Below are 15,145 nucleotides of genomic sequence, written 5' to 3' on the forward strand. Positions count from 1 at the left end.
CCCAAAACTTCGGAGGGCTCCAGATTATGACCTACTTCCCCATGTACATTAAAGATTATCCAAACATGGGCTCTTCCTTGCCGTTATATTTATCTCGGAACAAGCTCGCTAACGGCTTCCCCGCTCATCGGCACGACTTCCTTGAATTCTCCTACGTCGTCGAGGGCTCTGGTGCGGAGTCGATCAACGGCGTGCTGCATCCGATGAAGCCCGGCACGTTCACCTTCGTCCTGCCGTACCAGGTGCACGAGCTGCACACGGACGCGGGAAGCGAGCTCGTGCTCTACAACTGCTGCTTCAGCATGGATCTGTTGGCAGGCGCAGGCGCAAACGGAGAGCTGTGGGAGCTGCTGTCTGATTCCGAGCACCTGACGGCGCATACGTATTTCGACGGTGACGAGCAGGATGAGCTGGCAGCAAGCCTCGGCCACATGTATAGCGAATTCCAAGGCCATGACCGCTGGAGGCGAACGATGCTGCAGGCGAAGCTCAAGGAGCTGCTCGTACGATTCGACCGGAAGCGCAGAGCGGATGGACAGCAAGCACCGAGGACGCGATGCGTGGACTCATCCGTACCGAGCGAGCCTCCTGCCTTCTCGGTCTGGCCGCTCATTCACTATATCCAGACTCACTACCAAGAGGAGCTGTCGCTCGCACTACTCGCGAAGCAATATGCGCTGAGCCCGTCGCGCATCAGCGAGCTGATCAAGCAGACGACCGGTCAGACGTTCGTACAGTTCGTCCACGACCTGAGGCTGCGGCATGCCAGCGGTCTGCTTGTCTCCACCGAGATGAGCGTGTCCGAGATCGCCTATGAGGTCGGCTTCGGCTCCTACAAGACGTTCTCCCGACTGTTCCGCGAATACAAGGGAGCGCTCCCGTCTGAATTCCGCAAGCACAAAAAAGCGCAGTCCGACTCCAGCTAGGAGCGCGCTGCGCTTTCAATAACATCATGCCATCGTTCACCGAATCATTCACCCGTCCATCTACCCATGTATCAATGCTTCATCGCCACTACGCCAGCTGCTTCTCGTACAGCAGCACGTCGAAGCCGTCAATTCTCGCGCTTCCCTTCGGCTCGTAGCCGTTCTTCAAGAACATCCCTTGCGCTCCGTACTGGCTTGTGAGTGTATCCAGCTTCAGACGGGCGATGCCGCGTTCTCTGGCGCGCTCCTCCAGCTCGGATAGAAGCCGCTGACCGTAGCCACGCTTCTGGTAATCCGGGTGCACACGCAGTCGCTTAATCTCGGCCTGTCCAGACTCCAGCATGAACAAGCCGCCGATCGCAATGACTACGCCGCTCTCCTCCACACCGACGAGGAAGTCTCCGCCTGCTTGCAGGTAATTTTTCGGAATATTCAGAATATCATGATAGTGCGAATGGGTAGCCTCCACGCCCGCTTCCGTAATGACGAGCAAGTGCACTCTCCATACCTCATCATGATCTAACGGAGAATAGCTGCGAATTTCCATCCTAATCAGCTCCTTCTGTACAATCTTCTTCTTACATGTAATATAACCTGACATATATACTTTTGACAAATTACTATTTTTTATCGTTTCGTAAAAAATATTGTATAAAGTCGCCATACATTACATAGAAGTGACATGAAAGGAGCATAAAACCATGACCTCCACAGCCTTAAACGCAAAAAAAGAGACAGCCTGCGCCATCTCTCCGCTTCAATCTCTATTCCACGATCTAAACCTTACTGGCTCTCACCGGTTCACTTCTCCTTGTCCATCTTCTCCAGGACGATCTGCTCGAAGCAGTCTACAGACTGCGGATGGAACTGCTTCCCCCTCATCCGAATGAGCTCGATCAGCGCCGCCTCCGAAGACATCGAGCCGCGGTACGAGCGCTTCGTCGTCATCGCATCATACGCATCGACCACATGAATGATGCTCGCGATCAGTGGAATCTGCTCCTCCCTGATCCCCTCCGGGTAGCCGCTGCCGTCCCAGTTCTCATGATGATGGAGCACCCCGAGCAAGATGTCGCCGAACGGATCGACCGGCTTCAGAATGTTGAAGGAATAGATCGGATGCTTCTTGATCTCCTTGAACTCCTCTGCTGTCAGAGCTCCCTGCTTCAACAAGATGGAATCCGGTATTCCGATTTTGCCGATGTCGTGGAATAACGCCGCAAGCCGCGCCTTCTCACACTCCACAGGAGACATCCCGAGCCGATCAGCCAGCTGGAAGGCGTATTGACTCACTCGCTCGGAATGACCAAGTGTGTATGGATCCTTCGCCTCCAGCGCCTTGTTCAGCGCCTCGACGATGCCGATAATCAGCTTCTGGTTCGCCAGCGCCTGATCCTTCAGCCCGGTTGCAGTATGCTTCCATACTCTCACCATCCGGTTGTATTGGTACTCCTTGAAGTAGACGACGCCGATCATCACAATCGAGATCAAGATGAGCAAGCTGAGCGCAATCACATTGCGTGAAGCTCTGTCATGCTGCTGGTTCAGCAGCTGTGACAGGCTGTCAAGCTCATACGCCATCAGCCGGAACACCTCATCCGGTACAGCCGCTGTCTTCAATGTAAAATCTGCGACCATACTCCACTCGTCCGATCGATCGACCGCGAGCTCCTTCGTGTAGCCTGACAACCGCATCACCTGATCCCACAGCTCACGGTGAAGCTTCAGATCGTCCGTAGATATATCTTGCGACTCTATGGCCTTCTCAGCCAGCGCCTCGACCATACTGCCTGCGGTCATCAGCTGCTTCAGCAGCTCCTCGCGCGATTGGACCTCCATTGCAGCAGGCATCCATAGCATCCGGTACCGCTCGATGTAGTGCGACAGCTCCGGAAGCATGCGCAGCACGCGCAAGGAGTAGTGCAGCTGTTCTTTTTGCACACCTTGTAGAAGTCCTAACGACGTTCCTGCTTGTTCGATAAACTGAACCGTATGCCTGATCAACCTGTCATGCGCGTATAGAGAATCGATGTAATCCATACGTAGGCTGCGATTGGCCAGCAAGTAATATTCAACCTTAATCTCGAGCCAGCTGTTGTCCAGCAGGTGTCCGTATAATTGGTGCCATTGATCTAGCTGTTCAATATGCTCCCTAATTCTCCTCTGCTGCTCCTTCACTACGGCCTCGTCAGACAGCTGCTTGTCATACTGATGCAGCATGAGCACGATGCCATGATGCTCCACCTGATGGAGGAACGAAGCGGCATCCCGGATATACTCGATAGCGCTTAGCTGCTGCTCAGCGTCGCGCACGCGAAGCCATTGCTGCCCGAAGAACGCAGACAGCACCCCGATAACTGGAAACATGAAGACCATAAACAGAATCGTGAACTTTCTCCCCTTCCAGCTGCGGGCTGCGGGCGACGGTGACTGTAGTAAGGCTGGATCGGTTCGAAAAGGGCGACTCATCGAAAGACACCTCTAACGTATGTTGGTCTGGATGTAATGGACTGTCAACGACGACGTACAGCCTATGTATTCCACCTATTCATATTCTACATGAACAGTGTATTTCCTTCATTATTCGACATTCTGTGTAGTAAAAAACGAGCCGCCGATTAGACCGGCAGCCCGCAGCTATTTAATGAAAGGATCTCCAGAACGCACCCTGCTCGGCAATGATGCTCTTAAGCTCCGCGAACGGAATCGTAAACGTCGGGAAGCCAGCAGCATACGGCGCGATCTCATACGGATTGAAGTACAAGTGAAGCGCGTGCTCTGTTACATAGAACGGCTGATCGGCAGAAATCCCCTTGTAGCTGTCCGGGAACACGTAATCGTACTGCGGGTCGTTCTTAATTTGCTTACCGACGATCTCGCTGAGTACCTTGACATAGTCGCTGCCCGGCTTGAACAGATCGCTCAGCTCATAGAATTGACCACTGACCAGATCAATATGAGCGTAGATGCGGGACGGCATACCGTGCGCAGCGCCGAACGGGAACTCGTAGCCAACCAGCTCCAGCACGACAAGCCGATCGCGGAAGAACGTCACCTCGAAGTCGCCCGTATAGCTGTAATCAAGCTGTCCGCTGCCAACCGGCTTCACCGCCGCGAGCTTCTTCAGTCTCGCATTGACGCGCTCCTGAATGGTCTGATCCTTCATGCCGCTCACTTGCGGATAATACACCAAGTAATCTTTATTCGGCATATACTTCTGCTCGAGGACCGCATACGGTGGACGGAGCGGGATGTGACCGCTTGGCTTCCAGACGACTTCTCCTCTTGTATTGAGGTAAAAGAGTCGCTGGTCCACATTCGCTTGAATGAGCGGCTTCATCCACGTTAACGTGCCACTGCCTTGAACCGATGGCCAGCCCTCCGCCTTGCGGCCTGTGCGGTCGATGAAGTACGTCTGACGGCCATCATTGACCGAAGCAAGACCGTCCTTGTAATCGCCTACGTTGTAATAGCGCGTATCGGTGAGCAGCCTGCCGTCATCGTCTGCGATGGCGTAGCGGGAGCCGTAGTACGGCTGACCGGCTGCTATAGCCGTTCCGACGGCGACACGGCGCTCGCCTAGCTGCATGACATCGTTGTATTTCGTCGGGAGCACGAGCTTGCCCGAGCGGTCCAGTAAGCCATACAGGTTGCTGTAGTCTTCCGAAGCGTTAACTACAGCCCGACCGTCCTGGAACGGCAGGGCGACCGAATAGGCTGGCTCGATTCGGACCGTACCTTGCTCATCGATATAGCCGAGCTTGCTGTCCGTCTCCTTACGGAACGGCAGCAGCCCGTCTCCGTAGCCGCCCACGAACGCATACGGATACGTGCTCAGCACGCGTCCGCCGCGGTCAAGCAGCACATACTCCTTCTCCTTGCGCTTCGCGACCGCTCGACCTTCATTGAAGTCACCGGCTTCTACATACTGCAGCGGAATCACCTCACGACCTTGCCGATCGAGGTAGCCGTATTTCGAGACACCGTCAGACGTAGATTGGTACGCGACCGCTCGGTCTTCGCTGAACGAGCCGATGTAGCTGTAGGGCCGTGCGGTTACGATGTCGCCGCGCTCATCAATGATATGGAAGCCTTGCTTGTCGATCGCAACAGCGCGCCCTTCCGAGAACTCGCCAATCATCTCGAACACCGGCTGAATGCGCATCGCGCCAGATCGGTCAATCGCACCGCTCCGTCCCTTGACGCCAACAACCGCGAGTCCGTTGCTCTGGAATTCCCCCGCCGAATCATAGGTCGGGCGGATGACCATTTCTCCCCGTTCATTGATATAGCCCCAACGCGTCCCGCCAATCTGCTTCACAGCTGCCGGATATAGATTGCCGCTCCGCTCCGGGAACGCCCTTACCGTCTCGGTTGGCAGCAGTCCTGCCTTCTTCCGCGCATCCTCCAAGTAGTCACGGTAGAAGCGATAATCAGGGAACTGCCGAACCATGTGCTCATAATAGCGTACCACCTTCGGGTAATACACCGGATACAGCTCCGGACTCGCGACAAGCCTTCCCGACTCAAACCGCATGACCTCCACCTGGTAAGCTTCCCCCGTATCATGCATCCACAGCGCAAGAGCGGAGCGACTGCCGCCCATGGCAGGCAGCGCCTCCATATAAGTGAAGGTAACCGTATCCTGCAGCAGCTCGTTCCACTGCCCAGTGCCCTGCTCCTCATGGATGCGCAGCTCCGACCAGATCGAACCGATCTGCCAGCCGACTAGCAGATTCATCTTATCCTCGGTCGTCACAGGTGCGGCCTGCAGCGTGCTAATCCGATATCCTGGACCTGTTAGCTTCGCTGTCTTCACCCAGGCTCCGTACTCCTCCTGACGCAGTGTGACAATACCGCCTTGACCGTTCATACGGAACGCTGCTGCAGCCTCGAGGCGTCCGTCCCCGTCGAAGTCCGCTGCAATGATCATAGGCCTCCCGCCAGGCTCATGACGGTCCAGAACCGCCCCGTTCGGTAATGCAGCCGTCACCTGATCGATCGGAACGCCGTTATGTCGTGACATGATCGCACCCTCCTATTTTCAGTCATGTGAGCAGTATATGGGCATGAGCCCGCATTGGTGATGAATAATTCGTGTAGAATGTCGGCGATTTTTATCGAAATGATCTTGTAATTAACAATTGTTATGCTAAGATCTGATATATGACCTGAAGACAACGAAGCCGCTAGCGAGGTAATTATGGACTCCTATTCCCTATATTTTGAAATTAATCGTAAGCAGTGGGCGGAGCTGCAGGAGCAGACGACTCCGTCCATCGATCAAGCCGAATTCGAGCGCCGCAAGGGCTTCCACGATCCGATCCCTTACCAGGAGGTTCGGGATATATATATTCCGCTGTCGCGTTATATACGCGTTCAAGCCGAGGCTGCCCGGCAGCTCCATGCGACGTCCGCCGACTTCCTTAAGCAATCCGGCGAGAAGGTGCCGTTCGTCATCGGTATCGCCGGCAGCGTAGCCGTCGGCAAGAGCACGACCGCGAGACTGCTGCAGACGCTCCTCTCCAGGGAGGAGGGCAGCCCGAAGGTCGAGCTCATCACGACAGACGGCTTCCTGTTCCCGAACCATATTCTCGAGCAGCGCGGACTGATGAAGCGCAAGGGCTTCCCGGAGAGCTACGACACGAAGAAGCTCGTCAAGTGTATTCGCAGCATTAAGTCAGGCAAGCCCAATGTCGTCGTACCGGTATACTCCCACCTGGCCTATGACATCGTGGATGACGATGCCTTCGTCGTGAACACACCGGACATCCTCATCGTGGAAGGCATTAACGTGCTGCAGGTGACCAAGGACGGCAAGGTGTTCGTCAGCGACTTCTTCGACTTCTCGATCTATGTCGATGCCGAGGAGGCTGATATTGAGCGCTGGTACGTGGACCGCTTCCTGAAGCTTCGCGATACCGCCTTCCGCAATCCCGAATCGTACTTCCATCGGTACGCCTCGCTGAGCGAGGAGGAGGCCGTTCACACCGCCTCGTCCATCTGGAGCGAGATCAATGGCATCAACCTGCGCGAGAACATCCAGCCTACGAAGGGCCGCGCCAAGCTCGTGCTGCGCAAAGGTCCTGATCATGCGATCGAGAAGCTGTTTATTCGGAAATAATCGGTCGTGGACAAGAATAAAGGCAAGCCGTCGCAGCTGACGGCTTGCCTTTGTGTGTACCGGGGTCATCATGATGGATCGGGCTATACGTTCATTCGTCGTTGTTGTATTCACGAACCCGGGAGGCTTAAGGAGCGGAGCGACTGGGTCGAAGACTTAGCCAGTGCGGGGTTGCCGCTGAATCCCCTTCCTCGAAAATGCTTCTCGCGGACCGAGGGGCGTCAGACCCGATGCGTGAATGCGGTGTTAGATGTTGTTACTCGACTACGAAGCACTACTCCGCAATCTTTAATGTGTTATAATGAATGAAATAAGTTACATGGCCACATCTTTGTTAAGGAGATGATTCTAATGGCAGTATCCTCGAAGTATTTGAGTAAGTTGGATCAACCAACGAGAAAACGTATTTCTAATCATCTACTTTTTCTTCAAGAAAACCCAAGTCATCCTGAACTGGATATTAAAAAATTGAAAGGTTCGACTTCATTGATACAAGCTTTGTGTTGGCGATTATAGAGTAATATTTGAAATTGAGGACGAAGTTCTTATTGTTTTTGTAATTAAGATTGGATCTCGTGGCGACATCTATAATGTTAAAGTTCTTGTACTTTATCGAGTAATTTCATCTAACGTTTCGTATATTCACGACGCCCGAGAGGCTTAAAGGAGCAGAGCGACTGGGTCGAAGACTTAGTCTCGCAGGGTTGTCAGCTTGAATCAACTTCCCCGAATTATCTTCTGGCAGACCGAGGGGCATCAGACCCGATGCGTGAATGCGGTTATAGGATGTCATCGCCTTCTTTGAATTAGCTTAAGATTAAGTTGCCTCTACCCGCGATAAATAAGAATTATAAACTACATTAATAAAGTTATAAAATCCATCTCCTTCAAAGTTATAATTATTATATTCATCTTCACAAAACTGCAGATGTATTGCATCTCTATTTGTCAACGCTCACGTAATTTGTCGGTGCAATCATCACCGCCAATGACGTGAGCGTTTGTGCGTCAGCCACGTCACTCCATTGAGAATGCTAACGCCAATTATCGCAGTAGCGGAAAAACGGCGGTTATCCCGCCGTCCCTCGCTGTCGGTCCATATCAGACAGCACACGCCCAATGTGCCCATCCTCGACTACTTCGGCGTCCGAACGCTCGACGTCATAGAGCGCTTGGCTGCAAATTTGGTTCACCACTCGTGGGATGCCTTGGCTTGCTGCGTGCAGCATCTGGATCGCACTGTCGGAAAACACAGGCCGCTGCAGCTCAGCCGCTCCCATATGATGACGGACGTAGCCCGCCGTCTCCTCACGGCTCATCCCGCTTAGATGGTACTGGATGCCGATGCGCTGGCTAATCGACTCATACTTCTTCAAGCGTAGCTTCTTCCGTAGCTCCGGCTGACCCGCAAGCAGTACAGGGAATAGCGACCTCGCATCCATCTGGTGACTCATCACAAAGCGCAGCTCCAGCAGCATCGCTTCGTTCATTTCGTGCGCTTCGTCGATGACGACGAGAATGTTGCGCTCTCCCTGCGCCTCCCGCCGAGACATCACCTCGCCCCACAACCGACGCGCCTTCGCGACGGAGTAAGGGGCCTCTTCATCGACGTGCGCCAGAAGCTGTCCGTAAAAGTCTCTTGGCTTCAGGTCCGCCATGCTGATGTAGATCGGATGCGTGCGCATCGTGTCCAGCGATCGGAATAAACGCCGCAATAGAGCGGATTTTCCGCTGCCCACTTCACCGGTCAAGACACCGAGCAGCCGGTTCTCGACCGCCATGCTTAGTCGGGCGTACGCTTCCCGGTGTCCTTGAAACTCGTAGCACGGCTCCACCTCGCGCGTAAAGGGACGTCGTGTCATCGCACCTCACCACCTTGACGCTGTGCATAGCTCACTTCATCTTGCTCCCACTGCGCCTGACGCTTCTTCTCGGCAAGCTCAACGAACGACAATGTCTCCGCCGACGTCTCGACCTCTACAGGCTTCACTTCATCCGGCTTGCGCTTGCGACGCTTTTTCAGATCGATCGGCACCGCATCGGCGTATCGCTTGCCCTCGAACCAGACCTGCAGCTCTGTCAAGTCGTACGGATCGTATCGAAGCGCGATTCGCTTACGGGCAAGCTCGCTGTCGACCTCATAGGTGTTACCGGACAGCTGGATACAGCCGGTTTTGTCTACGGTGCGCTCCTCTTCCCATAGGAACATCTCATTCAACTCGGTAAGCGGCCTGCGCTTGCGCGCCTTCGTGCTTGCCTCGAAGCGTTCATGCGGCGTCTGTTTCGTGCTGCTGTGCACGCGGAGATGGTAGTAACCATCCAGCCAGCTGCGAAGCGCTTTGTTTACGTCCTCCAGCGTCGTCACTTCTCCCCGGTCGATGAGCGCCTGCACCTCGGGGCGGAAGCTGCTATCGACAAACTGGAACAGACGCTCTACCTTCCCACGACCTTGAGGCCGGTAAGGTCTACTATGCCGAAGCTCAATACCGAGCCGCCCGCAAATACGGGCTAAATGGTGAGCCGAGAAAGCGGAGCCGTTGTCACAATAGAACATCTCCGGAATGCCGTGACGGAGGATTGCTTTTTTCAAGCTGTCCTCTAGCCGAGGCAGTTGCTCGTCCCAATAGATTTGAGCCTGCACCACGTATCGGCTGTAGTCATCGAGGATGGCCAGCAGAATGGTCTTTCGCTTCTTCTTCGGCTCCTTCGGATCAGGCAAGTAGACGAAGTGCTTGAAGTCTGCCTGCAGCAGCTCTAATATATCTTCCGCCTCAAAGCGGCGAAACGTCTGAGCCGAAGTCGCTTCTATGACTTGTCCGCGGCTGACGCCAGCTCGTCTGAGGTGCCTGGCTAATGTGCTAACGGCGATTTGGCCCGGGGCGGCTGCTCCGCTCTCTTCGAGCAGGAAGATCAGCTGCTCCACGCTGCGAGCTGGCCGTTGCCGTCGCAGCTCAATGGCTTGCTGCAGTAAGCTTGGAGCCAGCCGGGTACGTCCGTCTGTTGCTCGCTCGCGCGGCATCAGCGCCTCCCATCCCCCCTTGCGGTACGCTTCCAGGTACCGTTCCAGCGTCCGAACGCTGACCTGCTGACGACGACTTCCGGGAAGCTCGTACATGCGGCTTGCGGTTTCGCGAAGCCACGCTCCCAGCTCCCCGGCGCAAGCGGGTTTGACGGCTGACGATGGGGGCAATAAGCGCATACCGCGCTAGGGCAATCTGTTCCTTTGTAATCTGATGAGACATGGTTCATCCTCCTTCAGCATGTTCATGGGTACAGGGTATCCTCCGTCCATTGTGAGGGGAAAGAGGCACCCTCAGCCATACCCAGCTTTTGTGGGATGAAGTGGGCCTACCGTCACCTGAAATGAGCGTTCCATTCGCAAGAAGACAGAAAGGAGCCTGCCCGGGCGTTCAAGCTGACGCCAAGCGGCCCACAGCGCCTTCCAGGCAGAGCGGCGTTCGCGAGGTAAGGCCGCATCCATGCCTTCATGAAAAAGCGTTGCCCACACCCGAGCTTCTTGCGCAATTCGACGCTGCTCCCAGCATCGACGCCATCGCCATAGCGTCTTCTCGGCGTAGGGTCCGCCCGCATACGCCTGGCTTTCTGCTGCGATCTCAGACAAGCTCAAGCCATCCTCTCCCGCGAGGACGACGGTCTCCTTGACATCGACCGCTGCCTGATGATGCCGCTCCACGAAAGAAGGCACGATGCTAATCGCACGCTCGCAGTCTGGACATCGAAAACGGAATATAGGGATGGAGAGCGCCTCCTCCAGCGTGTACAGCATACGCGTAAACTTCCCGTGCCGATGCGGCTTGCGCTCGGAGTGACAGTGCTTGCATCCGACAGGCCGGTCGGCTTCCGGCAAGCCGTCCTCGCATCGTAATAAATAGCTCTTTACATCGATGTCCCAATCCACTACGATAATAGAGGCGAAAGCTGTGGTGAACAGGGAGACGAGGCCGCCAAACCTTGACGTCTCCCTGTTTTTTTTGTCAATCGCCTTAACTCCTTATGATTGTCGGCACATTCAGGCTGCCCCTCCGCCAATTATATCCTTGCTGTACCGTCAGCGTATATGAGAAATAGCCGCCCATCTTCCGACATTGGAAGTGAGCGGCGACACTCTATTTTTATTTAACCAGGGCTCAACCTCAAAATCAGTGCTTGACCCTTATCCCTATATTCGATGGCGGTTGCATTCAATGAGAATCCCAGCTTGATAGCGACTTCGATTTAGGGTGAAATAGTGGCGGCGTTGGAAGGCTTTAATCCGATTATGGCGGCCTTCAACGGTCGCGTTCGTCCAACGGCACTTATGGTAGTTCACAATCTCCTCTTTCCAGTTTCGCATTGTTTTGACGGCTCTTCGCACGGCGTCATGATCGATTCCGTCACCTTGTTCACACCAACACTCAAACCCTAGTTTAGCAACAGAGACGTGTGGGGAACAGTCATACTAGGTCGTGAATGCTTCTTTCCATTCCCACACACTGCGCAGTATCTCAGAATAGTTCAGCAGCGTTTCTAATCGTTTTCTGCTTTCTATACCAAGCGTTTCTGCCGGTGGATTCAACAATCGATGGTTAGCGTTAAGATACGCTCTAGCACGCGGCGACAGCGTGTGCTGAACGGACTTACGAACTTCTTGCACGCTTTCGATCACATAGCCGTGAACATGAAAACGATCCGCGATGCGGATCGCATTCGGAAAGCACTCGCTGATCCAGGTATGATACGTCTGCGCCAAATCCATAACCACCGCTTTAGGGTTGAGTAGCAAAAATCCCGGGTGTTTCTGAGCATACGTCCGCAAATCTTCCAGCTTTCGACCCGGCAGCAAGTCCAGCATGCTCTCGCCCCTAAGGTTGTGAATGCCCGTGTTATACGTATGGCCTTTCTTGCTGGCGAAGTCGTCGACACCCAAAACCAGTGCTTCGGATGCTTGCGCTTCTCCCCACACGCGCTCATAGATCCGCTCGCATTCCGCTGGAATCGCCTCGTTATGTATACATTGAACGGTACTGACGGGCGCTTGTTGGATGCGGGCGCTATGCGCAGCCGTGGAGCCTAGAGATTGTTCGAAGGCATGGGAGCGAAACAGTCTGCTGTAGCGCTGCTTGGAGCCTACGAATTCATAGGACCACACAAACCCGATGTCGCAGCAGGTACAATACATCCTAATGGATGGTACGTGCACATAGGTTTTCTTCTCAAATACGCTAAGATGGCGGATGGTTCGCATGTCATTGCGTCCTTTACGAATAACATTGTGATCGGACTTACAGCAGGGGCAGTCTTGCTTGTCGTCTTTGGGCTCGGCTTCTATGAGAAGTTCATCGATATCGATGGATATAATTTGAAGAACATTTAGCTCTGGCAAGTTAAGCAATTCATTGATATACTGGGTCTGCATCTGCTCATTCCTTTTGTTGTTTGGTGGGACTTACAACAATACAGGATTTGCAGATGTTTTTCCATTTTCATCCTAGCATTTTTTCGTCAAGCACTGATTTTGGTTTTGAGCCAACAAAATTCATAAAATCTTTCCAATGAGGAAGCAAAACTTGAGACAGCTTCCCTCGGGTACCCATCAAGCAACGCCATCGAACCCATCTCAAATAATATTTCAAACTTCTCCTCTTGAAGAAACACTGTTGTTTCATGACCTTTACGACAGACGACCCTATAGTAACTTCCTTCTTGTACTTCCACGTATGTTTCACTAAGGTTTTGAATTTCTTCTTCCCTAGCACAAATAGAGCATACAAGCTTAAGCTTCATTACCTTCACTCTTTTCTTATTGAATTTCACCTAACGTTGTTGTATTCACGAACCCGAGAGGCTTAAAGGAGCATAGCGACTGGGTCGAAGACTTAGCCTCGCAGGGTTGTCTGCCTGAATCCACTTCCTCGAAATGCTTCGGGCAGACCAAGGGGCGTAGCCCCGCAGCGTGAATACGGTGTTATATGCTGTGACCACTTCTTTGAATCTGCGAAAAGAAATTCAACCACCTAAACTGAGCCGTTAGGTGGTTGAACGTTGACTAATCAAGTAGATGTGGGGCTGCTTCCTTACGTTGTTGTTGTAAAATTAATTTACAATTATTTAAGTCTTCCACAAATTTATTAAAACTGTATGAACATTTTCTCATGAGAGTATTAATATTCATACCTTCAGTAATTAGGTTATATTCTTCAATACATGAGCTCTTGTGATATTGAGCCAATACTCTCTTAAGCAATGCCTTCGGGTGATTACTATTGGGATTAGATTCATCCCCCCAAACAAATTCTGGTTGTTTTGGCAACCCGGGACTTACGGGTAAAGAACCGTATGCTTGGATAAAAGCACTCTCATCGCCTAATAACCAAGATTCAATCATTCTAATCGGTACCAAAGGAATACCTAAATACACAGTTTGCGACTTAAATGCAGTAACTATGTCGGCGTATATATTATCAAACCTTGACTTAGCTTCCCTTTCGCTTGCGGAAACACCCGTTTCTTTATCTGTATCTGTGTAGTATATAATTAAATCCACGTCTTTCCTATTTACGGCTAAAAAAGTACACAAGCGATTCACATTCATCCCATGTCCAGGGAATTTCGGCTTCTTATATCTGCCTTGAAACGCTGCAATGGTCTTAAGATCATTCTTCGTAATTGGAACAAACTCAATATTGAAATCACATAATAATCGACGAATAATTAACTGAACAGGTCCTTCTATCCACCTATCGTAATCGTAATAACCGTAATCAGTTTTCCCCTCACCGAGGATTGCAATTTTAAGATTCATTTTTTGTATCTCCATTGGTGTTCTTGATCGACAAGTTTCAATAGGTCAGATTGTTCAAAATTAACCCAGACTTCACCTGGATTCATAAATTCCAAATAATGTATCACTTCATCATTGTTAAACATCTTAGCAGAACCAATTGAGCCATCTCCGTTTTTCCATACAATTACAATCTGGCTATGATTGAAGTTGTTGAGTATAAGAGGGCTGTGGGAAGTAACAATTACTTGCCGATTATTAGATTCAATAAAATCCACCAGGTCATTTACAAGCGTCGCGGCTAAAGTAGGGTTAATGCCGTCCTCTATTTCATCGAGAAGAATCACTAAGTTATCTGTTTTTATTTCCTTTAACGCCGACAAAGCAAGAATTCTTAAAATACCATCACTTATGTATTGTGAAAGAACGTTAAATCCATCATGTTTATTATATTTCTCTACTACTTCAAAACTTGTCCATCCAACAGATTTCTTTTTGGTTTTAATATCTGAAATATATGGAATGTATTTTTTTACTTTAGATATCACTGATTCTCTTGATTCTCTGCTTAAACCATGGAGGAAAGTAGCTAGTTTATCACCGCCTACTCCAATATCGTCGACTTTACCACGACTATGTTTTCGCATTTTTTCTGTCGAGAGCAATTCAAAAGACTTAATATTCTTGAGAAAATTTTTAATGTGAATTAATTCAGGAAAGTTCTCTCCTCTACCATTTAATATAGATAGCAAGGAGAACGGCAAACTCATATTGATTGGCATATCTTCTTCAGATTTGATAACCTTGTCATTCATAATACTATGTAATTCAAATTTCGAGTTATCTCTTTTCATTATATATTTATTGTTATTTAACTCTTTAATCTCTTCCCTCACAAGGTATATTTCATCTTTTTTTGTTGTGAAAACAACATCCCAAGCAAAATGAAAATCATGATCCTCTAATGTGTCTACCTTAAAACCTAACTTGAAATTAATATTTCTGTTTGGATTTAATTTCGATTTTAATTCGCTAATATTCCACTCTCTCTTTTCAAAATATCCTAACAAGTCACGGTTTATTGAGAAGTCTGAAAGAAAATCAATCACTTGAAGAATTGTACTTTTACCAGCTCCATTATCCCCAATAATTACTGTTAAAGGCTCAAATTCTATATGGAAATTGTTTAACCCTTTGAAGTTATCTGCACTTAAATACGTAATCATTCGTTTCACCTACTATATACAATATATGGTCTTGTTTTAATATATCATATAACAGTAAACGCTGTATATTCATCATTATCCACACCCA

Annotated in this window: 10 protein-coding genes and 2 pseudogenes; 2 read left to right on the forward strand and 10 right to left on the reverse strand. The window is 51.0% G+C overall.

What is annotated here, in order from left to right; all coding sequences use genetic code 11:
* Nucleotides 1-26: 26 nt before the first annotated feature.
* On the forward strand, nt 27-926 hold the full coding sequence (locus tag PAE68_RS15550) for an AraC family transcriptional regulator (protein WP_281888405.1): 900 nt from the start codon (nt 27-29) through the stop codon (nt 924-926).
* Nucleotides 927-1,014: 88 nt separating this feature from the next.
* Here PAE68_RS15550 and PAE68_RS15555 read toward each other — a convergent pair whose 3' ends face one another.
* The 3 genes from PAE68_RS15555 to PAE68_RS15565 all read right to left on the reverse strand — a co-directional run bounded on the left by PAE68_RS15555 (nt 1,015) and on the right by PAE68_RS15565 (nt 5,952).
* A complete protein-coding gene (locus tag PAE68_RS15555; protein ID WP_281888407.1) occupies nt 1,015-1,473 on the reverse strand; it encodes a GNAT family N-acetyltransferase in 459 nt (152 codons plus the stop codon).
* A 254-nt stretch (nt 1,474-1,727) separates the two neighbouring features.
* Nucleotides 1,728-3,395: an HD-GYP domain-containing protein gene (locus PAE68_RS15560; protein WP_281888409.1), complete on the reverse strand. Its 1,668-nt coding sequence runs from the start codon at nt 3,393-3,395 to the stop codon at nt 1,728-1,730.
* A gap of 172 nt (nt 3,396-3,567) precedes the next feature.
* Entirely contained in the window at nt 3,568-5,952 is a 2,385-nt protein-coding gene (locus PAE68_RS15565) for a WG repeat-containing protein (protein ID WP_281888410.1), read from the reverse strand.
* A gap of 177 nt (nt 5,953-6,129) precedes the next feature.
* Here PAE68_RS15565 and coaA point away from each other — a divergent pair, with 177 nt between their 5' ends.
* Entirely contained in the window at nt 6,130-7,050 is a 921-nt protein-coding gene (gene coaA / locus PAE68_RS15570) for a type I pantothenate kinase (RefSeq protein WP_281888412.1), read from the forward strand.
* A gap of 1,070 nt (nt 7,051-8,120) precedes the next feature.
* On the opposite strand, the gene PAE68_RS15575 is transcribed toward coaA, so the two are convergent.
* The 7 genes and pseudogenes from PAE68_RS15575 to PAE68_RS15605 form a co-directional block, all read right to left on the reverse strand.
* Nucleotides 8,121-8,912 carry an ExeA family protein gene (locus tag PAE68_RS15575; RefSeq protein WP_281886590.1) on the reverse strand — a complete coding sequence of 264 codons (792 nt, stop codon included), beginning with the start codon at nt 8,910-8,912 and terminating at the stop codon, nt 8,121-8,123.
* Nucleotides 8,909-10,292: pseudogene (locus tag PAE68_RS15580) on the reverse strand (transposase). The gene PAE68_RS15575 and the pseudogene PAE68_RS15580 overlap by 4 nt, the downstream one beginning before the upstream one ends.
* A gap of 71 nt (nt 10,293-10,363) precedes the next feature.
* Nucleotides 10,364-10,918, reverse strand: coding sequence for a hypothetical protein (locus PAE68_RS15585; RefSeq protein WP_281886586.1), 555 nt, complete (start codon nt 10,916-10,918; stop codon nt 10,364-10,366).
* Between the two features lie 312 nt (nt 10,919-11,230).
* Nucleotides 11,231-12,466: pseudogene (locus PAE68_RS15590) on the reverse strand (ISL3 family transposase).
* 86 nt (nt 12,467-12,552) lie between these two features.
* A complete protein-coding gene (locus PAE68_RS15595) occupies nt 12,553-12,834 on the reverse strand; it encodes a hypothetical protein (protein WP_281888416.1) in 282 nt (93 codons plus the stop codon).
* 262 nt (nt 12,835-13,096) lie between these two features.
* Entirely contained in the window at nt 13,097-13,852 is a 756-nt protein-coding gene (locus PAE68_RS15600) for a DUF4276 family protein (protein WP_281888418.1), read from the reverse strand.
* Complete coding sequence (locus PAE68_RS15605; RefSeq protein WP_281888420.1) at nt 13,849-15,057, reverse strand: AAA family ATPase; 1,209 nt, start codon at nt 15,055-15,057, stop codon at nt 13,849-13,851. Before PAE68_RS15605 ends, PAE68_RS15600 begins: the two co-directional genes overlap by 4 nt.
* Nucleotides 15,058-15,145: the final 88 nt, after the last annotated feature.

The sequence above is a fragment of the Paenibacillus sp. YYML68 genome, from assembly GCF_027923405.1.
In the GTDB taxonomy this organism is placed as follows: domain Bacteria; phylum Bacillota; class Bacilli; order Paenibacillales; family NBRC-103111; genus Paenibacillus_G.